Source organism: Geothrix sp. 21YS21S-2 (assembly GCF_030846775.1).
In the GTDB taxonomy this organism is placed as follows: Bacteria; Acidobacteriota; Holophagae; order Holophagales; family Holophagaceae; genus Mesoterricola.
On record NZ_CP132910.1, the window covers coordinates 2,843,853 to 2,866,660 of the forward strand.

A 22,808-nucleotide genomic window follows, 5' to 3' on the forward strand; every position below is an offset into this window, starting at 1 on the left:
CGGAGACGACATGAGCGACCATGTGAGACTTGTCATCGAGAACGGCATCGGCATCGTGACGATCGATCGCCAGGAGGTACTCAACGCCCTGGACGACGGGATCCTCGCGGGTCTCGAGGAGGCCTTCCTCGCGCTGGGGCGCGACCCCTCGATCCGCGCCGTGATCCTCACCGGAGCGGGCAAGGCCTTCGTGGCCGGGGCCGACATCAAGGCCATGGCGGCGTTCACGCCGGTGGAGGCCCGGAGCTTCGCCCAGCGCGGCCAGCGGATCTTCACGCTCATCGAGGACTACCCGCACCCCGTCATCGCCGCGATCAACGGCTACGCCCTGGGCGGCGGCTGCGAGCTGGCCATGACCTGCGACATCCGCATCGCCAGCGAGAAGGCCAAGGCCGGCCAGCCCGAGGCGAACCTGGGCGTCCTCCCCGGCTTCGGGGGCACCCAGCGGCTGGCCCGCATCCTGGGGCGGTCCGCAGCGAAGTACCTCCTCTTCACGGGCGAGGTGATCAGCGCCGCCCGGGGCCTGGAACTGGGCCTCTTCAACGAGGTGGTGGCGCCGGAGAACCTCATGCCCCGCTGCATGGAGATCGCCACCGCCATCGCCGCCAAGGCCCCGGTGGCGGTCTCCAGCGTCAAGCGGGCCGTGAACGAGGGCACCGACGGCCCCCTGGCCCACGGCCTCGCCCTGGAGGCCGAGCTCTTCTCCCGGACCTTTTCCACGCTCGACCAGAAGGAAGGCATGCAGGCCTTCATCGACAAACGACCCGCCCGGTTCCTGGGCAAGTAGAGGTAATTCCAAATGGACCTGAACACCCGAATGCAGAACGTCGCCGTGGTCGGCGCCGCGGGCAAGATGGGCAGCGGCATCGCCCTGCTGCTCGCCCTGGAACTGGCCTACCGCGCCCTGGAGGACCGGCAGGCCACCTTCGTTCTCAGCCTCATCGACATGAACGACGCCGGCCTCCAGGGCCTGCTGCGCTACGTGCGCGACCAGGCCCGCAAGGACGGGGAGCGGCAGATGAACCGCCTGCGCGCCCTGTACAAGGACCGGCGCGACCTGGTGGAGAACGCCGAGATGGTCGACGAGTTCGTGGCCGAGGTCATGCTCCACGTGCGCACGGGCAAGACCCTGGCCCTGGCCAAGGACGCCCTTCTGGTCTTCGAGGCAGCCTTCGAGAAGGAGGAGATCAAGTTCCAGATCTACAACGAGCTGGCCGTGCTGTGTCCGCCTTCGGCCTGGTTCCTCACCAACACCTCCAGCATCCCCCTCCACGTGCTCACCGACCACTGCGGCATCCAGGGCCGCATGATCGGCTTCCACTTCTACAACCCGCCCGCGGTCCAGAAGCTGGTCGAGCTGATCCCCCCCGAGGGCTGCGACCCCGACCTGGTGGCCGCTTCGGAGGAACTGGCCCTGGTGCTGCGCAAGAAGACCGTGCCGGCCCGTGACATCGCCGGCTTCATCGGCAACGGCCACTTCATGCGGGACGGCCTCCACTGCATCCGCGAGATGGAGCACCTCGCCGAGGACTACGGCTTCGTCCAGGCCGTGTACATGGTCGAGAAGGTGAGCCGGGACTGGCTCCTGCGGCCCATGGGCATGTTCCAGCTCATCGACTACGTGGGCATCGACGTGTTCCAGCTGATCCTGCGGGTCATGGACAAGTACCTTAAGGAGGGCCTCCATTCCGACCTGGTGGACGCGTTCCTGGAGATGGGCGTCAAGGGCGGCCAGACCTCCTCCGGGGCCCAGAAGGACGGCTTCCTGCGCTACGAGAAGGGCCGCCCCGTGGGCATCTTCGATCCGGCCATCCGGGACTACGTGCCCATGGACGCCGCCTTCACGGCGGACCTGGACGGGCGCCTGGGGCCCCACCCCGACCCGTCCCTCACCTGGAAGGGCCTCTCCCGGGATGCCGGCAGGGAGGAGAAGCTGCGCGCCTACTTCAAGGCCCTCAAGGGCCTGGATTCCCTGGGCGCCGGCATGGCCCGGAACCACGTGGAGGACAGCCGGGAGGTCGCCCTGGACCTGGTGCGCCAGGGCGTGGCGGCCCGGGCCGAGGACGTGAACGCCGTCCTGACCCTGGGCTTCTTCCACCTGTACGGCCCCGTCAACGACTACCTGGACTGAGAGAAGAGCCATGAAGACCATGCACAAGCCCGTCTACCTCGCCGCAGGCGCCTACACCATGAGCCTGGGCACCGGCCGCCCCGAGTTCAATCCCCGGACCCCGAGGCCGGGCCTGGACCACTACATCCGCCAGGCCGGCGCGGCCACCCTGGCCCAGGTCGGGGACCCCGAAGCCATCGACGAGAGCGTCATCGGCAACTTCATGGCCGCGCGGTTCAACCGCCAGGGCCACCTGGGTTCGCTCATGACCATCGTCCACCCCGCGCTGGAGTACAAGCCCAGCCTGCGGGTGGAGGGGGCCTGCGCCTCCGGCGGCCTCGCCCTGGCCTCGGCGGTCAAGAGCGTCCTCAGCGGCATGGCCGACGCCGTGCTGGTCATGGGCGTGGAGGTGCAGAACACCGTCAAGGCCATCTACTGCGCCGACTTCCTCGCCGGGGCCGGGTGGTACGACGGGGAGCGCAAGGACGGCCACACCTACTTCTTCCCCGGGAAGTTCTCCGACCGCGCCGGGGCGTATTCCGCCAAGGTGGGCCCGGAGAAGGCCCGGCAGGCCTTCGCCCACTGGTACCGCAACGCCGTGGAGTCCGCCCGGCTCAACCCCGACGCCCAGGAGCACTTCAACAGGACGGCGGACCTCGTGGCCCAGGGCCTCACCCCGCCCAATCCCAAGGGCTTCACCGACCACCTGAACCTCTTCGACTGCTCCAAGGTCTCCGACGGCGCGGCCTCGATCATCGTGGCCTCCGAGGAGGGCTGGCGCCGCCTCGGGCTGGCCCGGCAGGACGTGGTGGAGCTGGCCGGGTACGGCCAGATGGCCGCCAACCTCACGGCGCCCCCGCCCGACCTCACGGAGATGACCACCTGCCGCAGGGCCGCCGAGCAGGCCATGGCCATGGCCGGCACCGGCATCGCCGACATGGGCGTAGCCGAGGTCCACGACTGCTTCACCGTATCGGGCGTGCTGCTCACCGAGGCCCTGGGCATGGCCGGGCCCGGGGGCGGCGCCGACGCCGTGCTGGAGGGCCTCACCCGCCGCGACGGGCGCTGGCCCACCAACACGGGCGGCGGCCTCGTGGGCTACGGCCACCCCACCGGCGCCACCGGCGTGCGCATGGCCGTGGATCTGTGGCGCCAGCTCACGGGCCGGGCGGCCGGTTACCAGGTGGACGTGAAGAAGGACCACGGCATCCTGGTGTCCATGGGCGGCAACGACAAGACCGTGGTGTCGATGATCCTCAAACGCTAGCAGGGCAGGAAGACCTGGAACAGCGCGCCCTCCCCTTCCCGGCTGGAGCAGCGCACCTGGCCCCCGTGGGCCTTGACGATGCGGTCCACCACCGCCAGGCCGAGGCCTGTGCCCTTGCCTGCCCCCTTGGTGGTGAAGAAGGGCTCGAACATGCGCCCCAGCACCTCCGCCGGGATCCCCGTGCCCGTGTCCTGGACCTCCAGGAGGACCACGGGGCGCGGCAGGCCGGGGGCCTCCCCCGGACCTGCCAGGCGGGTGCGGAAGGTGAGGTCCCCGCCCCCGGGCATGGCGTCCCGTGCGTTGGTGCCCAGATTCATGATCACCTGGTGGATCTCGGTGGGCTCCACCAGGGGGGCCGGCAAGTCCGGATCCAGCTGGCACCGGAAGCTCACCGAGGAACCGGCCGATTCCTTGAGAAGCGCGGCGACCTCCAGCACCAGTTCGTTCAGGTCCGTGCACTGACGCTCGGTCGGGGCCTTGCGCACGTACCGCAGGAGGCGGGCCGCCAGGGCATGGCCCCGGCTTGCGCCTCTCCTCATGACCTCCAGCCGGCGCTTCTGCTCGGGACTCAGGTGGGGATCCCGGAGCAGGAGCTCGTTGCAGCCCAGGATGCTCGTGAGGATGGTGTTGACGTCGTGGGTGACGCTGCTCAGGAACTCCCCCGCGGTCTCCAGCTTCTGGCTGTGCAGGAGCTGCTGCTCGAGGTTCCGGGCCTCGGTGGCGTCGAGGAGGATCACCAGCACGGCTTCCACGCGGTTGCCTGCCCCGCGGAGGGGGGTCATGTGGAGGGTCAGGGGGAAGGCGGGGCCGGCGCTGGGCCTTCCCTGGCCCTGGATGCCGCCGATGGGCTCCCCGAGGAAGGCCCGCTCCAGGAGGTGGCCGAGCTCCTGCCCCAGGCCGGGCAGGGCCACGGGCATGGGCCGGCCCATCACCTCAGCGGCGGCGAGCCGGAAGCGGCTTTCGGCCGCCGGGTTCCAATACCGCTGGATCCGGCCCTCCCGGTCCAGGGCGAAGATGGGCAGGGGCGAGCCCTGGAAGGCCTTCACCAGGGCCCGGTCGTCCCGTTTCGCGCGGTGGGCATGGCGCACTTCGAAGGCCAATACGGGCATGAAGGCGGCCGCCATCAGGGCCGCCGCCAGGAGCAGCGTTCGCTCGATTCCCTCGTTCAGCCGGTTTGCAGCCACCAGCCCGAAGGCTGCGATGAGGGCACAGGCAGCCAGGAGTCCCCAGCCCAGTCCCGGGCCTGATCGGGAGAACACGGATTGCAACCACGGTATGCGCATTGGGTGACGACGCTCGGATGGGGCCGGAGATCGGCGCACCCTTCAGTATTATTAATTAATAACATGCCGCAACCCATACCGCCCCCCTGGATCTCATTTTTTAGATACCTTGAAATAAAACTGCAGATCCGAATCCATCCTGTTCGGCTGCCCCCACTGGGTCCAGCCCTTCCATCCCTCCCCGTCATTGAACTCAGCATGACCATCCCCGAATACGGTGGCTGTGGTGAACCCCTTGTCCGACCCTTTCCGCATGGGGAAGGCCTCAAAGCGCCCATCCCCCCGGGCCGCCAGCACCAGGCGGTAGGTGTGGCCCACCTGGAGACTGGGCGGCGGCCGCGGGAAGACGGCCTCCACCCAGCCGCACCCGCCCAGGGCGCAGGAGGCGCTGGCCGCCGGGACGGCTTCCGGGCAGGAGGCCTCCGCCAGGGGTTGGCCCTCGCGGGATTCCAGCCGCGCCGCCAAGGGCCCCCTTCCGGCCAGCCGCCGGACCCGCAGGTGAACGGCCTCCACCTTCCGGGTGGTTCCCGTGGCCGTGAAGACCTCGCCCACCGTGGCGGTCCCTCCGATGGGCCGGGGCGCCCCCATCCAGAACTCCAGGTACCCCACCCCCTGGGACCCGCCGCCCTCGTAGTAGACCTCCAGGATCGGCGTGAACGCTTCGGACGTGCCCGGGGTGCGCCGGGGCTCCCAGCGGGGGTGCGCCGAATTCCGGAAGAGCATGGCCCAGTCCTCGTCCGGCAGGGCGGGCTGGGCGGGGGTCTCCCGGGTGCGGGAGAAGATGGCGTTGACCGAGACGAAGTTCACGGCCCCGCGGGGGTCCACGTTGGAGAAAACGGCATGGTAGAGGCTTCCGGCCTTCAGCACCGGCTCCCGGTCGAAGGCGATGAGGGGGTAGAACCGGTCGCTGGCGGGAACCAGGTTGAGCGTCTGCCGGCTGGTGGCCAGCACCCGGCCCGAGGGGGCATGGGAGGCGGTGCCGTCGTCCGGCTGGATCTCGATGCGAAGGGTCCCGCCTGTGCCGCCGTGGTAGCCGGCCTTGCGGAAACTCCAGATGAGGAACGGCCGGACGCCCAGGAGGGGGCCGCCCGGCCCGGCGCGGAAACGATAGCTAACCTGGTTGCCCGACGGGCCGATGGGGGTGTTCGCCAGGGAATCCCCCTGGATACAAGGCCCGTAGAACCCGGCCTGGGCCTGGAGAAGCAGGGGAAGCAGCAGGAGGGCCGGCACACGCATGGCATCACGATCGTCGGAGCTTGGATGCCGCCCGGGACGCTCAGGGTACGAAGGCGAACTGCAGATCGCTGAAGGTGAGGTTCGGCGTGCCCCACATGTCCCAGCCCTGCCAGCCGGTGGCGCCGGTGGTGGTGAACTGGGCGTAGCCGTCGGGGAAGAAGGTCGTGTTGGCGAACCCCTTGTCCCGGCCCTTGCGCATGGGGAAGGCGGAGAAGGACGTGTCCGCGGCACAGGCCAGGACCAGGTTGTAGGCGACGCCCGTATTGAGCACGTGGCTGAGGGGGAAGGTGGCGGTGACCCAGGTGGGGACGCCCTGGGGGAACAGGGCGGCGGGGAGGGCGGCCTGGTCCACGAGGGTGCCGTCCGCCTCCTCCACCCGCACCGTCAAGGGGCCGGAGCCGCTGGTTCGGCTGAGGCGCACGTTGACCTTGCTGAAGTCCCGGCTGGGCCCGGTGACCTTGAAGGTCTCCCGCACGGAGGCTGCCCCGGAAATGGACTTGGGGTTGGTGGACCACACTTCCATGTAGCCGTTGCCCTGGCTGCCGGTGGTGTAGTCCAGCTCCAGCGTGGGGGTGTAGCCCTGCCGGACCCTCCAGGCGCCCCCGGCGGGCTTGAAGAGCACCGCGAAGGTGGCGTCGCTGGTGACGGGCTGCATGGGCGCGGTCTGGGCGTTGGTGTAGAGGGTGTCCAGGGAGATGTAGTTGGCGACGGGATCCTGGTCGATGTTCGTGAACACCAGATGGTAGAGGCCCCCGCCGGTGAGGGCCACCGGGTTGGGGAAGGTGAGCTTCGGGTAGAAGTTGTTCTGGGGGATGATATTTCCGTACGAGGTGGAGGCCAGCGCAGGCCCGGTGGGCAGGTGGGCGCCGGTCCCGTCGTCGGCCAGGAGGTCCACCCGCACCGTGCCGCCCAGGCCCGCGTTGTAGCCGGATTTCGTGGACGACCAGATGAAGAAGATGCGGAAGCCCTCCAGGGGCGTGGTGTGCTTGGCCTGGAAGCGGTAGCTCACCACGTTGGCGCTGGGCCCGCCCACGACCGTGTTGGCCAGGGAGTCGGCGCTGAAGCCCGAACCGTAGAAGAACGGCGTGACGGGCATGACGGGCACCACCGGCACGGTCTGGGTGGTGGTGGTCGCCACCCCCGCCAGGGTGACGGTGCAGGCAAGGGCGACCACGCCGGAGGCCGGGGCGTTGTAGTAGACCGCGGCGTTCGTCGCCACGCCGGGGAGGGTCCCGTTTCCCACCGACCACAGGTAGGTGGCGCCGGGCTGGGTCGGGACGAAGGCCTGGATCTGGGTCATGCCCGCGGATACCAGGGCCGGGGTGCGGATGGTGCCGGTGTCGGCCACCGTCGGGCCTAGGGTCACCGGGGCGGGCGCGGTCACCTGGGGGTTGGCGGCCTTGGGGGTGCTTGTGCCCTGGGCGGACTGCCCCGAACAGCCAAGGGCCACAAGGCTCGTGGTGAACAGAACGGTGTTGAGCGTTTTCATGGGCGCACCTCCTCCAGGGCCCCGCCGGAACGGCGGCGGGCCGAATCGCAAACCAGTCCGTGGTTCCCTCGGTCGCCTCACCCGGCAGGGTTGGGCTATCGGGAAGGAGCAAGGGCGGTGCCAGCCTGGCAGAGAATGGTTTGTCCTTTAATTGCAGTGTTTAAATATTCGTCTCCCATCGACGATTCCCGATCCTGGATCCGGAATCCAGAATCGGGACAGGCGAACGCCATCCGGATGGGCGGAGTGAAGGGGAAATCAGCAGGATGCTTGCCGGGCGGGCGAAATCGCTCCGGCTCCGGGAACCCTGGACCCGGGAGACCCTCGCGGCACGGGCAGGCCTGACCAGCGCCTCCTTGAAGCGGTTCGAAACCACCGGATCCGCCTCCCTGGACCTGGTCCTGAAGGTGGCGTTCGCCCTGGGCCGCCTCGAGGATTTCGCCGGGGCGCCGCGGCCTTCCGACCCCGCCAGCCTTGCCGACCTGGAGGCCCGCCAGGACCTTCAGCAGGGACCCGGGGAACTGGCGGCGGAAATCACCCGGACCCTGGGCTGATCAGCCCTTCCGCAGGCTCCTCCCAAGCACCGCCAGCACGTGGTCCACGTCGGCCTCCCCGAGGCGGTTGTGAAACGGAAGGGCCAGGGTGCGTCGCGCCAGGCGCTCGGTGACCGGGAGGGTCCCCGCCAGGTTCCCCAGGCGCTCGCGGATGTAGGGCTGGGTGTGGATGGGGGCGAAGTAGCCCCGGGCGGGGACGCCCTCGGCCGCCATGGCCTCGATGGTGCGGTCCCGGTCGAGGCCCTCGTCCAGGGTCACCACGTACACGAACCGGCTCACGCGGACGTGGGGCAGGATCCTGGGGGGCTGGACGCCGGGCACGCGGTGCAGGCGCTCGCCGTACATCGTCGCCACCCGCTCGCGGCGGGCCAGGATGTTCTCCAGGCGCGCCATCTGGCTCAGGCCCAGGCTGGCGCTCATCTCGTCCATGCGGTAGTTGTGGCCCAGGAGGCCGTGGTGGAGCCAGCCGGCGCCCTCCTCCCGCCCCTGGTTGGCCAGGCTGCGGCAGAGGGAGGCCAGGCGCGGGTCGGAGGTGACGACCATTCCCCCCTCCCCGGTGGTGATCTGCTTGTTGGGGTAGAACGCGAAGGCGCCGGCGGCGCCGAAGGAGCCCAGCCTGCGGCCCCGGTACTCGGCGCCCAGGGCCTCGCAGCAGTCGTCCACCAGGATCAGCCCGTGCCGGCGCGCCACCCGGGCCAGGCCGTCCCACTCGGCGGGATGGCCGAAGACGTCCACGGCCAGGATGGCCCGGGTGCGGGGGGTGACCCGGCGCTCCAGGTCGTCCACGTCCAGGTTGAAGGTGACGGGCTCCGCCTCGGCGAACACGGGCGTGGCGCCTTCGTAGAGAATGGCGTTGACCGAGGCGGCGAAGGTGAAGCTGGGCACCAGCACCTCGTCCCCAGGGCCCAGCCCCAGGGCCTTGATGACGAGGTGAAGGGCGGCGGTGCCCGAGCTCACCGCGACGGCGTGCGCCACCCCGGCGTAGGCGGCCACGGCCGCCTCGAAGGCGGAGGCCACGGGGCCCAGGGCGAGGCGCCCGCCGCGCAGGACCTCCACGACGGAGCGGATGTCGCTCTCGTCCAGGTCGGCGCTGGACATGGAGATTTCGGAAGTTCGGAGCATGGGATCCCTCCCCGTCAGGCGACGGTGCGAATGGTGACGAAGGCCTCGGCCGCCGCCAGGCCCACGGTTGCGCCCCTCAGGACGGCCAGGGCGCGAAGCGTTCCGAGGGAGCGCTCGTGGGGCGGCGGCCGGACCTGGGACCGGAACAGGGCGAAGGCGTCCAGCTTGTCCTCCAGGGTGCCGCTGATGTCCACGAAGTGGTTGGGGATGAAACCCGGAGTCAGCTGCGGCGCGTTCCAGTTGGTTTCGGAAAGCGTCTCGTAGGCGTAGAGCCTGCGCGGGAAGCCGGGGCTGCCGGGGCGCGCGGCCACCAGCGCCGAATGGAACACCAGCTGGTGGTCCCGGTGCAGGTCGCCCGGGAAGGGCAGGTACAGCTCCTCGGGAGAAAGGCTCCGCACCGCCTCCAGGAGGTGGTGGTTCAGCTCCCGGTGCATGAGCGTGTCCAGCTCCGCGGCCGGCAGGTCGAGGAACCGGGCCGAGGCCACCCCCAGCCGGGCATGGGCCCGCAGGGCCTCCGCGCGGCAGGCGTTCTCCTCCTCGGGGGACCAAACGGGGGGGTAGCCCCGGGTGGCCACCACCACGTGCACGGCGTGGCCCTCCCGGGCCCACCGCGCGATGGAGCCCCCCAGCCCCAGGACCTCGTCGTCCGCATGGGGGGCCAGCACGAGCTTGATGACGGGCCTCATGGCCGCTCCCGGGGGGCCCCGTCGGGGATTCCGCTGCGCTGGGACCCGTCCGGGGCGTAGGCGGTGTCGGCGCGCAGCACCACGCCCACGGTGCGCAGCAGGATCCACAGGTCCAGCAGGAAGCTCCGGTGGTCCACGTACCAGACGTCCAGCTCCACCCGCTCCCGCCAGCCGTGGCGGGAGGCGCCGTTGACCTGCTGCCACCCGGTCATCCCCGGAGGCACCTCCAGGCGGCGGAGGTCCAGGGCGGAGTAGTAGGGCAGGAAGCGCTCCAGGAGGGGCCGCGGCCCCACGAGGCTCATCTCCCCCCGCAGCACGTTCACCAGCTGGGGCAGCTCGTCGATGCGCCAGGCCCGCAGCACCGCCCCCGCCCGGGTGATGCGAGGATCGTCGCGGCGGGTCTCAGCCTCCGGGTCCCCGGCGGCCATGGTCCGGAACTTGAGGATGGTGAAGGGGCGGCCCCGCAGGCCCAGGCGCCGCTGCCTGAAGAGGACGGGCCCGGGTCCGTCCCGTGCCACGGCCAGGGCCGCCCCGGCCAGGACGGGCCCCAGGACCGCCAGCAGCGCGAGGCTCCCGGCCACGTCGAAAACGCGCTTGAGCCCGCTCACAGGAGGCCCCCGAGGTCCCGGAGATCGGTCACGAGCCGCTCGGGGGACTGCCCCGGCGGCACCGGCCGCCCCGCGAAGGGTCCCGTCGGCACGCCGATGGTGAGCATCCCCAGGCGCATGGGCCCCTCGAAGTCGCACAGGGGGTTGTCCCCCACGTAGGCGCACTGCCGGGGCCTCACGCCCAGCCTCCGGCAGGCCAGGAGGAACGGGAACGGGCTGGGTTTCCGGAGGATCCGGGGAAAGTCCCCCGTGAAGACCAGCTCGTCGAACCAGGGCCGCAGGCCCAGGGCCTCGACCTTGTACCGCTGGGTGTCGCTCATGCCGTCGGTGACCAGGAAGGTCCGGTAGCCCCGGTCCCGGAGCCGGCTCAGCGCATCGAGCGCACCGGGGTAGGGCCTCAGCGGGGGCCGGTGCCGGTGGTAGCGGTCCACCAGCTCCGCCACCAGGCCCGGGTCCTCGATGCCCATGCGCCGCAGGGCCTCGTCGAAGACCCGCGGGTGGCCCAGGGTGAGCCTGGCCAGGGTGTCCGACAGCACGCGCTCGACGCGGCGCCCGCTGCAGCCCAGGCGCCCCCCCAGCTCCCAGGCGATGGAGCCGAAGAAGGACTCCGCGAAGTCGCCGTGGTCCCAGAGGGTGTAGTCCAGGTCGAAGCCCACCGCCAGCAGGGTGCCGCTCATGCCCCGCCCCCGGGCGCCAGGAAGAACTCCTCCCAGTACCGGTACATGACCAGCGGCACGGCCGGCTTGAGCCAGGGTTCCGGGGCCCGCCCCTCGCAGAGGTCCAGGATCCCCTGGAAGTAGGGCACCCCCGCGGCCTGGGTGAGGATGGCGGTGCCGGCGATCCGGGCGTTGATCTCGGTGAAGCGCGCACCGCCGTCGACGAAGCACTGCACGTTCACAGGCCCCACCAGGCCCAGGGCCTTGACCATGCGCCGCACCGGCGGCAGGAGATCGTCCCTCCAGCAGGTCGCGCCCTTGGAGGAGATGCCCGAGTCCACGGCCAGGCGCCTCCGCGGGGAGAGGATCACCACCTCGCTGTCCAGGTCCGCCAGCACGTCCAGGGTCAGCTCCTCGCCCGGGCAGTGCTCCTGCACCACCGCCCCGGCCACGTAGGACGCGAAAAAGGCCGCCTCCGCATGGGTGCGCGCCAGGTGCACCCCGGCGCCTCCCCGGCCGGCCCGGGGCTTGACCACCACGGGATAGGACGGGAAGGCGCCCTCCCGGTAATCGGCCGCGGGCAGGGTGCGGGGCGTGGGGATCCCCAGCTCCCTGAACAGCTCGAAGGTCCGCAGCTTGTCGGTGCACACCGCCAGCGCCTCGGGCCCGGACACCAGGACCCGGGTGCCGATGGAGGCGAACCGCGCGCGGTGCATGGAGCACAGCGCCAGCTCCTCGTCCAGCGCGGGCAGGAAGAGGTCGACCGCCTCGAGCCGGCAGATCTCCACCATGCGGTCGAGGTAGCCGGGATCGCCCACGCGCGGAACGACATGGGAAGCGTCCGCGAAGGGGAAGCCCACGCTCCGCCCGTCGCAGTCGGCGGCCACGATGCGGCAGCCCAGGTCGTGGAAGGCGCGGTACTGGGTCACCGTGGGCGGGGAGCCCGCGGCGGTGCGCAGCAGGGTCAGGGGGCGGGGGTTCAGGGGATCCATGGGCTCCTCAGGGGTGGCGGTAGGCTGGAAAGAAGTCGTCGTCGGGGTCCCCGGCGAGCTCCCGGTAGACCCCGGGGAGGAGGACCATGCGGTAGGTGGAGAAGCGGGCCCGGAGGCGCGAGAAGCCCTGCTTGAAGAAGGCCAGGGAGTCCTCGGCGCAGCCCACCCCGCCGCCGAGGTGGAGCCGCCGGGCGCCCCAGTCCCGGGCCTGGTCCCGCATGTGCAGGAGCATGAGCTTGGCCGGGCCGGCCCTGCGGTAGGCCGAGGCGGTGCCGGCCAGGTGGAACTGCATCAGGCCGTCCACGTTGGTGAACAGCCCTCCCGACGCGGGCTCCCCCCCCGGGCCTAGCACCATGCACAGGTGGAGGCGGTCCCCCAGGCACCTGCGCAGGTCGCGGAAGTAGTCGGCGTCGAAGCGGTAGGCGTCGCCCGAGCCCCGGTAGGCCATGGTCGCCTCGTAGATGGCCACGAAGCCCTCCAGCCGGTCCCAGCCGTCCACCTCGACCCGGAACCCCCCGGCTAGGAGCTTGCGGGCATCGGCGCGGTGGTTCACGCGGGTCTGGCGCTCCAGCTCCTCGGCGGGGAGTCCCAGGTCCAGGAAGACGGTCTGGCCGTGGTCCACGAGGGCGCCGAACCGCTCGAAGGGACCTGCCGGGCCCGGCAACAGCGGATGCAACCGGAAGAAGGCGCTCACCAGGCCCTCGCCGGCGCCGGTTTCTGCGAAGGCCCCGAGGAAGGCCCCGACCGTGTCCGGAGAGGGCCCGCCGCCAAACAGCGGACAGGGGTAGCCGTACGGTGCGCACGCGTCGCGCCACCCCGTGCCCGGCACGGGGCGCAGCACCAGCGGCATGAGCATGGCGCAGCCGCCCTCCTCGGCCAGGAAGGCCGCGGCTTCGCCGCCGTCCCGCCGGGCGCAGAGTTCAACGTAGCCGGGGAGGTGGTAGAAGTCGTGGGGCGCCGACTCCAGGAACGAGGTCCAGGCATGATCGCCGGGACCGATGAACTCACGACGCATGGGTGCCTCCGCAACCCGCCCCCAGGGCCTCCAGAAGGGCCGACTCGAAGGCCTCCGCCAGCCTGCGCACGTCGAAGTGGGCCTCCACGAAGCTCCTCGCCTTCGCACCCATCGCCAGGCGGCGCGCGTGACCCTCCGCCAGGAGCCGCTCCACCCCTTCGGCCATGGCCGGGGCACTGCCGGGGAGCACCGTGAGGCCGCCTCCGGAGAGGAGGATCGGGTTGGTGGAGCAGCGCACGCCGATGAGGGTGGGGCGCCCCATGGCCATGTAGTCGTAGAGCTTGTTGAAGCTGATGCCGTGCTCCCAGAGCTCGGAGTCCGCCGAACTGACCCAGAACGCGTCGGCCTGCCCCAGGGTTGCGTAGATCTCCCGCTTGGGCACCGGGGGCCGGAAGGCGAGGTTGGCCAGGCCCAGGCTCCGGGCCCGAGCCTCCAGGCGGGGCTTCTCGGGGCCGGTGCCCACCAGCACCAGGGCCAGGCGCCGGGGCAGGAGCCGCGCGCGCCCCTGGAGGATGGCGGCGGCGTCCACCAGCACGTCCAGGGCGTTGGTGACCCCGTGGGCCCCCGCGTACATCACCGTGAAGGGGTCCCCGTCCCGGGGCTCGGCCAGGGGCGGAACCATGGCCAGGTCGATGCCGTTGGGCACCCAGGTGATGGTTCCGGGATCCCCGCCCCGCTCGGCCACGCGCCGCGCCACCTTGGGGAGGAGGGTGACGATGTGGTCCGCCCCCCGGTACAGCTCCCGCTCGATGCGCTCCAGGACCCAGATGATGGGGTGCAGGGGGGACACGCCCATCACCGCGGTGAGGGACTGGGGCCACACGTCCCGGATCTCCAGGACGAAGGGCACCCCCAGCCCCCGGGCCAGGCGCAGCGCGGCCCGGGCGCCGAAGGGGTGGGGGCTGCTGCCCACCACCACGTCCGGCCAGGTGCCCAGGAAGCGCGGGAGGACCGTCCCCACGCTTCGCGCGAAGGCCAGCATGTTCCAGAGCCGCCCGGCCCGGTTGTCCCGGTAGGGGGGGGTGCGCAGGCGGATGAAGGTCACGCCTTCCCGCGTCTCGCGCCGAGCCGGTTCCCCGGCGGGCACGGACGCGGTGCGGGTGAGGTGGTCGAAACCGGAGGCGGCGATCACCACGGAGTGCCCCAGGCCCATGAGGGCCCGGGCCAGGGAGAAGTGGCGGGTGCCCCCGGGCTGGTCCGGGGCGAGCGCGTACGGATTGACGATGAGGATGTTCATGAGGTTTCCTCCGAGGGGATCCGTTCCAGGGCGCCGGCCCGCTCCAGGTGCCACCGGAGGTTGGGGGCTTCGGCCTCCCACCGGTACCGCTCCAGGTAGGCGGCCCGCCCCCGCCGGGCGAAGGCCTGGAGGGCTTCGGGATCCCGGGCCATCTCCACCAGCGCCCGGGCCAGGGGGCCGGGCTCCGGCCGCACCACGCGCCCGGCGCCGCTTTCCTCCACCAGCCGGCGCCACAGCGGGAAGTCCGAGGCCAGCACCGGGACGCCCAGGGCCATGTACTCGAAGAGCTTGGTGGGGAGGGACTCCAGGTAGTTGGGCAGGGGGAGCAGGGTCACCAGGCCGATGCCGGCCCCCGCGGCGTGCTCGGCCAGGGCCCCGGCCTCCAGGGTGGGCAGGTGGCGGCACCAGCCTTCCCGGACCGCCCCGGCCACGAGGCGTCCCACCTCCGGTTCCAGGATCCAGCCCGCCAGTTCCAGGCGCAGGCCCGGAAGACGCACGCGGGCCAGGCGCATGGCCTCCAGGGCCAGGGGGATGCCCCTGCCCCGGGAGAGCCCGCCCATGTAGAGCACCCGCATCGGATCCGGCGCCCGGGGCGCGACGCAGAAGACCGCCCGGGGGTAGTTGTGCACCACCCGGGTGGACGCCCGGGGCCACTGGCGGGCGATGGCCTCGGTGGCCGGGGCGAAGCCGTCGAAGACCCTCCCCGCCAGGCCCATGGCCCAGGCCCCCAGGTGCGCCATGGGCTCCCGCGCCCAGGCGGGCAGGTACGCCTTGGACCGGAACTGCAGCGGCAGGTCCTCGTGGATGTCGTAGAGGAGGAAGGTCCGCGGCGCCAGGAGACCCAGGAGCGCCATGGCCGGCAGCAGCTCGGGGTCGTGGAAGTGCACCACCTCGAACGGGCCCTCCCGGACCACGGCGCGCCAGACGCCCAGGGCCGAACAGATCCGCCCCAGGCGGCTGGCGCGCAACGGCAGGGGATGGAGCCGGAACCCCGGCTCCGGGCGCCAGCCCTCCCGGGCCGGCGGCACCGCGAAGAGGTGCACCTCCAGGCCCCACTCCAGGCACGCGGCCAGCTCGCGTCCGAAGACCCGGGGATCCCCCCAGGGATGGGCGGTGGTCACCACGGCCATGCGGCTCATGGGGCCCCCAGGCAAAGGGCGGCGGAGACGAACGCGAAGAGGGGCCGGTTGTCGTTCACGTCCCCGCTCACCAGGGCGTTGATGATCCAGAAGACCAGCCCCGCGAAAAGGATCCGGCCCTCCGGCCGGTCCGCGCGCGCCCGGGCGGCGCCCAGGGCCGCCCCCAGCACCAGCGCGGTGCAGGCGCCGCAGGCCCACCCGGACTCGAGGGTGACCTCCAGGAGGAGGTTGTGGGGGTATTGGCGGACGGTGCCCCCGTCCAGATCCACCAGGGCGGCGAATCCGCCCCAGCCTGTGCCCCAGGGTTCCGACCCCAGGCGCTCCCAGGAGGCCCGGGCCGCCAGGGCGCGGTACTGCTCGGAGGACCCGAACTCGCCCCGCAGGAAGCTGGCGGTGCGGCGGAGGGAGCCCGGGGGCGCCAGGGCCAGGGAGAGGCCCACCGCCAGGGCCAGGGCCCCCCCGCACAGCAGGAGCTTGCGTACCGCCATCCCCGCCCCGCGCCTACCCAGCGCGAAGGTCAGCGCCAGGGCCACGACGGCCCCCGCCATGGGCCCCCGGGAGCCGGAGAAGACCGCCGCGACGGCCGCGGCGCCGGTGAGGCCCAGGATGGGCAGGGACACCGGCCCGGGCCGCGCGAGGAGGAGCGCGCCGAAGAGGAAGAGGAACCCCGCCGACCGCCCCAGGGCGATGGTCCCGCCTCCGGCTGTCTCCAGGCGCTGCGCGCCTTGGCCCGCGCCCAGGAGGCCGTCCACCGTGAGCACCAGGCAGAAGAAGGCCACCGCGTCCAGGAAGGGGCGCAGGTCCTCCCGCTCCCGCAGGAGGACGAAGGGGGCCAGGGAGGCCAGGAGGCTGAAGCTGAAGAGCGTGGCCACCTTCTGGAAGGCGTACGACGTGGGCGCGGCCAGCGCGGCCCCCGGCAGGAAGGTGGCGTACCAGAGGCCGGTGAGCCCGAGGCCCCGGCAGGAGGCGGCGCGGGCCCCCCCGATCCAGGCCCGGAGGAGGACCCATGCGAGCCCGCCCCCGGCCAGGAGGGTCAGGTCCACCGGCAGGCGCGACAGCGTGGGCCCGGCCTTCAGGACCCCGGCGAACAGGAAGGCCCCCAGCACCAGGAAGCGCGCCGGGACGCGCTTGGACGCGGCCCAGGCCCTCATGGCAGCGCCCGGGTCAGGTCGTGGCGCCGGATGGCGTACCAGGTGATCCACCCGTAGAGGGCGTAGGAAAGCGTCCCCGTCAGGCCGAACAGGCCCACCGCGCGCGGGGCGTCCCACTTCAGGAGCCAGGCCGCCCCGATGCCGCCGAAAAAGAGCAGGGAGCGGATCACCTCCCGCAGGAGGGCGAGGTCCTGGCGCTCCAGGACCACCAGGGCGCTGGAGACGCAGGCCCCGGTGAACTGGGCCAGGGCCATGGGTGCGATGGCCACGAGAAACACCCCCGCGCTCTTCCAGGCCGCCCCGAAGATGGCCGGGAAGAGGAACCACCCCGCCGCCGAGGACAGGGCCATGAGCGGCAGGCCCAGGAGGAACATGCGCCTGACGGTGCCCCGGAACAGCGGCATGAGGCTCGCCCCCTTCAGCTGCGCCGATTCCCCGAAGAACACCTGGGCCACCGACTCCCCGATGATGGAGCTGGGCAGCGCGAAGACCCGCTGGGCCAGGGCGAAGCAGCCCGCGGTCGCGGGCCCGTAGCAGATGGCCAGGAGGAGCCCGGGCATGCGCAGGTTGATGGTGTTCAGCAGGGCCGTGCCGCTGGAATAGAGGGGGAAGTGCCGGTAGCGCCGCGCCGCGCCCAGCAGGTCCGCGGGCCCCGCCCGGCGCACCTGGGCCCAGTCCCGGCGCCAGTCCAGGAGGGCCAGGGTCCGGGTGCCGTTGGTGCGGCCCAGGGCGTCCCCCGCCAGGAGCCCGGCGGGCCCCTGCCCCAGCAGCCCCGCGGCCACCTGCACCGTCAGCTGGGTCAGGCCCTGCGTGATGCGGGTTCTGGCGATGCGGTCGTAGCGTTCCTTCCGGATGGCCCAGCAGGTGAACACCTGGTAGAGCCCGGCGCCCAGCGTGCTCACGGGCACCAGCCAGAGGAAGGGCCCCAGGCCAGGCGCCTCCATCCAGCCCAGGATCCGGTCCCGGAACAGGTGGATGGCCAGGGCGCCCGCGATCGTGGTGAGGGCCACGAGGCCCACGCAGAGCAGGAGCAGCCCCGCCGCCTCGGCCTCGCCCACCGGCAGGGGCAGGGCCAGCTCGAAACGCAGGGAGGCCACGGTCACCAGCAGGGAGACCAGGGACACGTAGACCACCAGAACGCCGAAGTCGGCAGGCGTGTAGAGCCGCGTCAGGAGGGGCGAGGCCGCCACCAGGAGGCCCTGGGCCACGGCGGTGCCCCCCGCGACCTGCAGGACCTTCAGGCGGAACCCCGTGAAGGAGGTCGGCACGGTTCACCCTTCCCGCAGGATGCGGTGGAGGGTCGAGGCAACCTGGGCCTGGACCTCCGCATCCATGCCCGGCCACAGGGGCAGGCTCAGCACTTCGGAGGCGGCCAGCTCGGCCTCGGGGCAGATGACCTCGGCGTGGCTCTGCCCGTAGACCTTCAGGCGGTGGCAGGGCACGGGATAGTACACCATCGTGTCGATGCCCTCATCTCCCAGCCTTGCGCGCACCCGGTCCCGGTCCAGGGAGCGGCTGCGCATGCGGACCGTGTACTGGTTGAACACATGGCCGTCGCTGATCTCCGGCGGCACCAGGAGCCCATCCCCTCCCAGGAGGCCCTGGTAGTTCCGCGCCGCCCGCACCCGCGCCTCGTTCCAAGCCGCCACCCGGGGCAGCTTCACCCGCAGCAGCGCGGCCTGCAGCTCGTCCAGGCGGGAGTTGCAGCCCACGGCCTCGTTGTGGTACTTCCGCCGGCTCCCGTGCACCCTCAGCATCCGGGCCGTCTGGGCCAGGCCCTCGTCGTCGGTGGCCAGGAGGCCGCCGTCACCGAACCCCGACAGGTTCTTGGTCGGGAAGAAGCTGAAGCACCCCGCATGCCCGAGGGTGCCCACGGGCTTGCCGTGGTAGCGGGCCCCGAAGGCCTGGGCACAGTCCTCCACCACCCTGAGCCCGTGGCGGGCCGCGGCGCCCAGCACGCCGGCCATGTCGCAGGGCCGCCCGAAGAGGTGCACGGGGATGATGGCCCGGGTGCGGGAGGTGACCGCGGCGTCCACGAGGCGGGGATCCAGGTTGAAGGTGTCGGGGTCGATGTCCACGAAGACCGGCCGCGCCCCGACGTTGCTGACCGCCTCGGGGGTGGCGAAGAAGGTGAAGGGGGTGGTGATCACCTCGTCCCCGGGGCCGACGCCCACGGCGCGCAGGGCCAGCACCAGGGCGTCCGTGCCGGAGTTGCAGGACACCGCGTGCCGCGTGCCCAGGAACCGGGCCACTTCCTCCTCGAAGGCGGCCACCTCGGGGCCCAGGATGTAGTGGGCGGAGCGGAGAACCTTCTCCACCGCCCCCAAGAGTTCCGGCCAGAGGGCCTCCACCGGTCCGGAGAGGTCCAGGCTGGGAATGCGGGCCTGCGTGCTCATGGCGCCTCCTTGCGGACGATGCCGTCGGCCATGCGGCGGTAGGCCTGCCCGTAGCTGGTGCGCGCGAATCCCTCGGCGTCGAAGCGCAGGCGCTCCCCCCGTTCGCACATGTGGCCCACCACGCGGGCCGGGACCCCGGCCACCATGGCAAAGGGCGGCACGTCGCGGGTGACCACGGACCCGGCGGCCACGAAGGCGCACTCGTGGAGGGTCACGCCGCAGACGATGGTGGCGTTGGCCCCGATGCTGGCCCCGCGCTTGACGCGGGTGGGCGCGTAGTCCTCCGGGGTGTTGCGGGGGTACAGGCACCGCGGGGTGCGCACGTTGGTGAAGACCATGCTGGGCCCGCAGAAGACATAGTCCTCCAGCACGACGCCCCCGTACAGGGAGACGTTGTTCTGGATCTTGCAGTGGTCGCCGATGGTCACGCCCGAGGCCACCATGACGTTCTGGCCCAGGACGCAGTGGGCGCCGATGACGGCGCCTCCGTACACGTGGCTGAAGTGCCAGACGCGGGTGCCGTCGCCCAGGGCGGCGCCCTCGTCGACCACGGCCAGGGGATGCACCAGGCAGGGCGGGGTTTCGGTAAGGCTGTTCATTCAAACCTCCTTCAGGGTGGGTGGAAGGGCCCCGAGGAGCTGGGCATCGGCCCGCTCCAGGACCCGGATCACGTCGAGGCCGCTGCGGCCGTCGCTCATGGGCCTGCTGCCGCTGGCCAGGCAGTGGAGGAAATGCTCGTCCTCCAGCCGCAGGGGCTCTCCCGGCCCCTCGAAGACGCGAACGGTCCCGTCGTCCACGGCATCCAGCCGCCGGAGGGTGTCCCCGCCCAGCAGCCGCTTCCGGTGCAGGGTGAGGCTCTGGTCGGCCTCGTCGTAGACGAGCATGCCGCGCTCGCCCAGGACCCGGAGCGCGCGGCGCCGCCCCGGCCAGTACCAGGAGACGTGCACGTGGGCGCTGCGCCCCCCGGAGAAGGCCAGCTCCAGGTGGACGTCGTCGTGGAGGCCGGGCTGCAGGAAGGCCGCGCCCGAAGCCGCGACCCGGAGGGGGGCCTCGCCCATCAGGTGGATGAGCACGGCCACGTCGTGCGGAGCGAGGCTCCAAAGCGCGCTCTCCGTGGACCGCACGCGCCCCAGGTTGGCGCGCTCCTGGTGGATCCGGTACACCTGCCCCAGGAGCCCGGAGTCGAGGAGCCGCTTGAGTTCCCTCACGGCGGGCTGGTAGAGGAGGAGGTGTCCGACCATCAGCACCCGGCCGGCGGCCTCGGCCTGGTCCACGAGCCCCTGGGCCTCCCGGGCTTCCAGCGTCATGGGCTTCTCCACCAGGACCCCCCTTCCTTCCCGGAGGACCTGGGCGGCCAGGCCCGCGTGGGTGGGCGCGGGGGTGGCGATGACCACCCCGTCCACGGGCCCGCCGTGCCGGAAGGCCTCCCCGAGGGATCCCCACACGGGCAGCCCCGGGTAGTCCCGGCGCACCTGGTCCCGGGACGCCTCGCACACCTCGACCGCCCCGGCCAGGGCCCCCAGGCCGTGGAGGACGCGCAGGTGGTTGCGCCCCCAGGCGCCCGCCCCTGCCACGGCCACCCTCGCCGGGGCACTCACAGGAGCACCAGCCGGTCCCGGTCCGCCTGGAGCCCGCGGGTGGCGTTCCGGGTGTCCAGGACGAGGCGGGCGTGGCGGAGCACGAAGGCGTAGTCCACGTCCGAGTGGTCCGTGAGGATCACCACGAGGTCGGCCAGGTCCAGGGCGTCGGCGGTCAGGGCCACGCTGCGCAGGTCGAAGCGATTGTCGATGTACCGCGGCACGTGGGGGTCGTGGTACTCCACCCGCGCGCCCCGGGCCGCGAGCAGCTCCAGCACCTCGGCGCCGGGGCTTTCCCGGGCGTCGTCCACGTCCTTCTTGTAGGCCAGGCCCAGCACCAGCACCCGCGCCGACCGCAGGCCCAGGCCGTGGTCGCTGAGGATGCGCATGGCCTTGCCCACCACGAACTCCGGCATGCGCCTGTTGATCTCGCCGGCCAGGGCGATGAAACGGGTGTTGAAGTTGAACTCCCGGGCCTTCCATTCCAGGTAGTGGGGATCCAGGGGGATGCAGTGGCCCCCCACCCCGGGGCCGGGGTAGAACGGCATGATCCCGAAGGGCTTGGTGCCCGCGGCGTCCAGCACCTCCCACACGTCCAGTTCCATGCGGTCGCAGAGCATGGCCAGCTCGTTCACCAGGGCGATGTTCACCGCCCGGAAGGTGTTCTCGAAGACCTTGACCATCTCCGCCACCCGCGAGGAGCTGACGGGGACCACCTCCTGGATGGTCTGCCGGTAGAAGGCCAGGGCCACCTCCAGGCTGGAGGGGCTGGCCGCGCCCACCACCTTGCTCGTGTTGCGCGTGGTGAAGCGCTTGTTGCCCGGGTCCACCCGCTCCGGGCTGAAGGCCAGGTGGAAGTCCTCGCCCTCGCGCAGGCCCGTGGATTCCAGGATGGGCTTGATGACCTCCTCCGTCGTACCGGGGTAGGTGGTGCTCTCCAGGCTCACGAACTGCCCCGGCCGCAGGCGCCTGGCCACCTCGCGGGTGACGGCCTCCACGAACTGGAGGTCGGGGGTCAGGTTGCGGGTCAGCGGGGTGGGCACGCAGATCACGATCGCGTCCATCTCCCCCAGCCGGCTCCATTCCGTGGCGGCCTCCAGGCGCTTGTGGTCCAGCACCAGGTCCCGCAGTTCCGCGTCCAGCACGTCCTCGATGTAGTTGACGCCGAGGTTCACGCTGGCCACCCGGGAGGCGTTCCGGTCGAAGCCGACCACCTGGAAGCCCACCTTGGCCTTCTCGACCGCGAGGGGCAGGCCCACGTACCCCAGGCCCACCACCCCGACCAGGGCGGTGCGGTTTCCGAACTTGCGGATCAGGTCCCCGGCGTGCGCCGGGGCGGTGCGAGTGCTCATGGCTTCTCCTTGGCGATGAAAAGGTCGTGGACCTTGGTGCGGTTGAGGGCGGCCCAGGTGGCCGTGCCGGTGACGACCATGGCGCCGAACACGATGAAGGACCGGTGGGGCCGGCTCTTGGCCCGGGGCAGGTCGCCGGCGTCCAGGACCAGCAGGGTCTGGGCGTCGTTGCGCGCCTCCAGGAGGGCCTGCTCCTGGTTGAGGGTGAGGTTCTCCTGGACCCGCCTCCACAGGACCAGCTGCTCGCGCAGGCGAAGCCCCTGGTAGCGAAGGTTGGGCGAGGCGCTGGTCTCCCAGTTGCGGTTGGCGTCCTGGAACCGCTGGAAGGCCTCGTCCCTCGCCGAGCAGATGGCGCCCACCTCCTCCAGCCGCGCCTGGGTGGCCCGGGCCCGGTTCCTGCCCTCGGCCTGGGCCAGGTCCACCAGGGCGCGGCGCAGCTCCTCCGTGGCAAGGCGCACCACCTGGAGGCTCAGCTCGGGGGAGCGGGTCTCGGCCGTGACGGTGAGCAGGCCGGACTTGGGGTTGCGCTCCACCCGCAGGAGGCGCCGGAAGTCCCCCAGGGCCCGGTCCACGTCCGCGGCGCCCAGGTACTGGAGCAGGGTCCCCCGGCGGCTGCGGAGCCGGCCGAAGCGCCAGGAACGGGCCCCGTATTCGTACACCGCCGACAGGACGCCGTCGGCCACCCTCCGGCTCCGGAGGATGTCGTCGTAGATCACGGTGGGTCCGTCCTCCCGCGTCCCCGGGACCACCGGCGGGGCCGTCGGGGCCCAAATGCCCGTGTGGCCCTGGGAGCCCGCGTGCCCGGCGTCCGGCAGGATGCGGGCCTCCGCCCGGAACTGGTCGGGCAGGAGCAGCGAGAGGCACCCCGCGAGAAGGCCCGCCAGGGCGGCGTGGGCGAGGGGCCTGCGGAGGCCGGGGGGGAGGGGCGGAAGGCGCAT

General features: G+C 71.9%; 22 protein-coding genes. 4 read left to right on the forward strand and 18 right to left on the reverse strand.

Annotated elements, in window-relative coordinates; genetic code table 11:
• Positions 1 to 10: 10 nt before the first annotated feature.
• From RAH40_RS12350 to RAH40_RS12360, 3 genes are read left to right on the forward strand one after another with little or no spacing between them, the layout of a single operon-like run.
• The gene (locus RAH40_RS12350; protein ID WP_306597844.1) at positions 11 to 787 is read left to right on the forward strand and encodes an enoyl-CoA hydratase/isomerase family protein; all 777 of its coding nucleotides are present in this window, start codon (positions 11 to 13) and stop codon (positions 785 to 787) included.
• 12 nt (positions 788 to 799) lie between these two features.
• The gene (locus RAH40_RS12355; RefSeq protein WP_306597845.1) at positions 800 to 2,131 is read left to right on the forward strand and encodes a 3-hydroxyacyl-CoA dehydrogenase family protein; all 1,332 of its coding nucleotides are present in this window, start codon (positions 800 to 802) and stop codon (positions 2,129 to 2,131) included.
• A 10-nt stretch (positions 2,132 to 2,141) separates the two neighbouring features.
• Positions 2,142 to 3,377, forward strand: a complete 1,236-nt coding sequence (locus RAH40_RS12360) for a beta-ketoacyl synthase N-terminal-like domain-containing protein (protein WP_306597846.1) — start codon at positions 2,142 to 2,144, stop codon at positions 3,375 to 3,377.
• Here the strand turns inward: RAH40_RS12360 and RAH40_RS12365 are convergent.
• The 3 genes from RAH40_RS12365 to RAH40_RS12375 form a co-directional block, all read right to left on the reverse strand.
• The gene (locus RAH40_RS12365) at positions 3,374 to 4,636 is read right to left on the reverse strand and encodes a nitrogen regulation protein NR(II) (protein WP_306597847.1); all 1,263 of its coding nucleotides are present in this window, start codon (positions 4,634 to 4,636) and stop codon (positions 3,374 to 3,376) included. The genes RAH40_RS12360 and RAH40_RS12365 overlap by 4 nt on opposite strands.
• 117 nt (positions 4,637 to 4,753) lie before the next feature.
• Entirely contained in the window at positions 4,754 to 5,896 is a 1,143-nt protein-coding gene (locus RAH40_RS12370) for a hypothetical protein (protein WP_306597848.1), read from the reverse strand.
• Positions 5,897 to 5,936: 40 nt separating this feature from the next.
• Positions 5,937 to 7,385 carry a hypothetical protein gene (locus RAH40_RS12375; RefSeq protein WP_306597850.1) on the reverse strand — a complete coding sequence of 483 codons (1,449 nt, stop codon included), beginning with the start codon at positions 7,383 to 7,385 and terminating at the stop codon, positions 5,937 to 5,939.
• Positions 7,386 to 7,651: 266 nt separating this feature from the next.
• On the opposite strand from RAH40_RS12375, the gene RAH40_RS12380 reads away from it, so the two are divergent.
• Positions 7,652 to 7,939 (forward strand): helix-turn-helix transcriptional regulator, encoded by a 288-nt coding sequence (locus RAH40_RS12380; RefSeq protein WP_306597851.1) that lies wholly within the window; start codon positions 7,652 to 7,654, stop codon positions 7,937 to 7,939.
• Here RAH40_RS12380 and RAH40_RS12385 read toward each other — a convergent pair whose 3' ends face one another.
• From RAH40_RS12385 to RAH40_RS12455, 15 genes are read right to left on the reverse strand one after another with little or no spacing between them, the layout of a single operon-like run.
• A complete protein-coding gene (locus RAH40_RS12385) occupies positions 7,940 to 9,061 on the reverse strand; it encodes a DegT/DnrJ/EryC1/StrS aminotransferase family protein (protein ID WP_306597852.1) in 1,122 nt (373 codons plus the stop codon).
• Between the two features lie 14 nt (positions 9,062 to 9,075).
• Entirely contained in the window at positions 9,076 to 9,747 is a 672-nt protein-coding gene (locus RAH40_RS12390) for a PIG-L deacetylase family protein (RefSeq protein ID WP_306597853.1), read from the reverse strand.
• Positions 9,744 to 10,355 carry a sugar transferase gene (locus tag RAH40_RS12395; protein ID WP_306597854.1) on the reverse strand — a complete coding sequence of 204 codons (612 nt, stop codon included), beginning with the start codon at positions 10,353 to 10,355 and terminating at the stop codon, positions 9,744 to 9,746. Before RAH40_RS12395 ends, RAH40_RS12390 begins: the two co-directional genes overlap by 4 nt.
• Positions 10,352 to 11,032, reverse strand: coding sequence for an HAD family hydrolase (locus RAH40_RS12400; protein WP_306597855.1), 681 nt, complete (start codon positions 11,030 to 11,032; stop codon positions 10,352 to 10,354). Before RAH40_RS12400 ends, RAH40_RS12395 begins: the two co-directional genes overlap by 4 nt.
• The gene (locus RAH40_RS12405; protein WP_306597856.1) at positions 11,029 to 12,003 is read right to left on the reverse strand and encodes an ATP-grasp domain-containing protein; all 975 of its coding nucleotides are present in this window, start codon (positions 12,001 to 12,003) and stop codon (positions 11,029 to 11,031) included. The genes RAH40_RS12400 and RAH40_RS12405 overlap by 4 nt, the downstream gene beginning before the upstream one ends.
• A gap of 7 nt (positions 12,004 to 12,010) precedes the next feature.
• Complete coding sequence (locus tag RAH40_RS12410; RefSeq protein ID WP_306597857.1) at positions 12,011 to 13,018, reverse strand: GNAT family N-acetyltransferase; 1,008 nt, start codon at positions 13,016 to 13,018, stop codon at positions 12,011 to 12,013.
• On the reverse strand, positions 13,008 to 14,255 hold the full coding sequence (locus RAH40_RS12415; protein ID WP_306597858.1) for a glycosyltransferase family 4 protein: 1,248 nt from the start codon (positions 14,253 to 14,255) through the stop codon (positions 13,008 to 13,010). Before RAH40_RS12415 ends, RAH40_RS12410 begins: the two co-directional genes overlap by 11 nt.
• The gene (locus RAH40_RS12420) at positions 14,252 to 15,394 is read right to left on the reverse strand and encodes a glycosyltransferase (protein ID WP_306597859.1); all 1,143 of its coding nucleotides are present in this window, start codon (positions 15,392 to 15,394) and stop codon (positions 14,252 to 14,254) included. The genes RAH40_RS12415 and RAH40_RS12420 overlap by 4 nt, the downstream gene beginning before the upstream one ends.
• Positions 15,391 to 16,545 (reverse strand): O-antigen ligase, encoded by a 1,155-nt coding sequence (locus tag RAH40_RS12425; protein WP_306597860.1) that lies wholly within the window; start codon positions 16,543 to 16,545, stop codon positions 15,391 to 15,393. The genes RAH40_RS12420 and RAH40_RS12425 overlap by 4 nt, the downstream gene beginning before the upstream one ends.
• On the reverse strand, positions 16,542 to 17,813 hold the full coding sequence (locus RAH40_RS12430) for a lipopolysaccharide biosynthesis protein (protein WP_306597861.1): 1,272 nt from the start codon (positions 17,811 to 17,813) through the stop codon (positions 16,542 to 16,544). Before RAH40_RS12430 ends, RAH40_RS12425 begins: the two co-directional genes overlap by 4 nt.
• 3 nt (positions 17,814 to 17,816) lie before the next feature.
• On the reverse strand, positions 17,817 to 18,941 hold the full coding sequence (locus RAH40_RS12435; RefSeq protein ID WP_306597862.1) for a DegT/DnrJ/EryC1/StrS aminotransferase family protein: 1,125 nt from the start codon (positions 18,939 to 18,941) through the stop codon (positions 17,817 to 17,819).
• Positions 18,938 to 19,540, reverse strand: coding sequence for an acyltransferase (locus RAH40_RS12440; protein ID WP_306597863.1), 603 nt, complete (start codon positions 19,538 to 19,540; stop codon positions 18,938 to 18,940). The genes RAH40_RS12435 and RAH40_RS12440 overlap by 4 nt, the downstream gene beginning before the upstream one ends.
• Entirely contained in the window at positions 19,541 to 20,539 is a 999-nt protein-coding gene (locus RAH40_RS12445) for a Gfo/Idh/MocA family protein (RefSeq protein ID WP_306597864.1), read from the reverse strand.
• The gene (locus RAH40_RS12450; protein ID WP_306597865.1) at positions 20,536 to 21,870 is read right to left on the reverse strand and encodes a nucleotide sugar dehydrogenase; all 1,335 of its coding nucleotides are present in this window, start codon (positions 21,868 to 21,870) and stop codon (positions 20,536 to 20,538) included. The genes RAH40_RS12445 and RAH40_RS12450 overlap by 4 nt, the downstream gene beginning before the upstream one ends.
• The gene (locus tag RAH40_RS12455; RefSeq protein ID WP_306597866.1) at positions 21,867 to 22,808 is read right to left on the reverse strand and encodes a hypothetical protein; all 942 of its coding nucleotides are present in this window, start codon (positions 22,806 to 22,808) and stop codon (positions 21,867 to 21,869) included. Before RAH40_RS12455 ends, RAH40_RS12450 begins: the two co-directional genes overlap by 4 nt.

Excerpts from the sequence above, each read along its gene's own strand:
- RAH40_RS12350 (WP_306597844.1), top strand. The coding sequence starts at position 11 with ATGAGCGACCATGTGAGACTTGTCATCGAGAACGGCATCGGCATCGTG.
- RAH40_RS12355 (WP_306597845.1), top strand. The coding sequence starts at position 800 with ATGGACCTGAACACCCGAATGCAGAACGTCGCCGTGGTCGGCGCCGCG.
- RAH40_RS12360 (WP_306597846.1), top strand. The coding sequence starts at position 2,142 with ATGAAGACCATGCACAAGCCCGTCTACCTCGCCGCAGGCGCCTACACC.
- RAH40_RS12370 (WP_306597848.1), bottom strand. The coding sequence starts at position 5,896 with ATGCGTGTGCCGGCCCTCCTGCTGCTTCCCCTGCTTCTCCAGGCCCAG.
- RAH40_RS12375 (WP_306597850.1), bottom strand. The coding sequence starts at position 7,385 with ATGAAAACGCTCAACACCGTTCTGTTCACCACGAGCCTTGTGGCCCTT.
- RAH40_RS12380 (WP_306597851.1), top strand. The coding sequence starts at position 7,652 with ATGCTTGCCGGGCGGGCGAAATCGCTCCGGCTCCGGGAACCCTGGACC.
- RAH40_RS12385 (WP_306597852.1), bottom strand. The coding sequence starts at position 9,061 with ATGCTCCGAACTTCCGAAATCTCCATGTCCAGCGCCGACCTGGACGAG.
- RAH40_RS12390 (WP_306597853.1), bottom strand. The coding sequence starts at position 9,747 with ATGAGGCCCGTCATCAAGCTCGTGCTGGCCCCCCATGCGGACGACGAG.
- RAH40_RS12400 (WP_306597855.1), bottom strand. The coding sequence starts at position 11,032 with ATGAGCGGCACCCTGCTGGCGGTGGGCTTCGACCTGGACTACACCCTC.
- RAH40_RS12405 (WP_306597856.1), bottom strand. The coding sequence starts at position 12,003 with ATGGATCCCCTGAACCCCCGCCCCCTGACCCTGCTGCGCACCGCCGCG.
- RAH40_RS12410 (WP_306597857.1), bottom strand. The coding sequence starts at position 13,018 with ATGCGTCGTGAGTTCATCGGTCCCGGCGATCATGCCTGGACCTCGTTC.
- RAH40_RS12415 (WP_306597858.1), bottom strand. The coding sequence starts at position 14,255 with ATGAACATCCTCATCGTCAATCCGTACGCGCTCGCCCCGGACCAGCCC.
- RAH40_RS12420 (WP_306597859.1), bottom strand. The coding sequence starts at position 15,394 with ATGAGCCGCATGGCCGTGGTGACCACCGCCCATCCCTGGGGGGATCCC.
- RAH40_RS12425 (WP_306597860.1), bottom strand. The coding sequence starts at position 16,545 with ATGAGGGCCTGGGCCGCGTCCAAGCGCGTCCCGGCGCGCTTCCTGGTG.
- RAH40_RS12435 (WP_306597862.1), bottom strand. The coding sequence starts at position 18,941 with ATGAGCACGCAGGCCCGCATTCCCAGCCTGGACCTCTCCGGACCGGTG.
- RAH40_RS12440 (WP_306597863.1), bottom strand. The coding sequence starts at position 19,540 with ATGAACAGCCTTACCGAAACCCCGCCCTGCCTGGTGCATCCCCTGGCC.
- RAH40_RS12450 (WP_306597865.1), bottom strand. The coding sequence starts at position 21,870 with ATGAGCACTCGCACCGCCCCGGCGCACGCCGGGGACCTGATCCGCAAG.
- RAH40_RS12455 (WP_306597866.1), bottom strand. The coding sequence starts at position 22,808 with ATGCGCCTTCCGCCCCTCCCCCCCGGCCTCCGCAGGCCCCTCGCCCAC.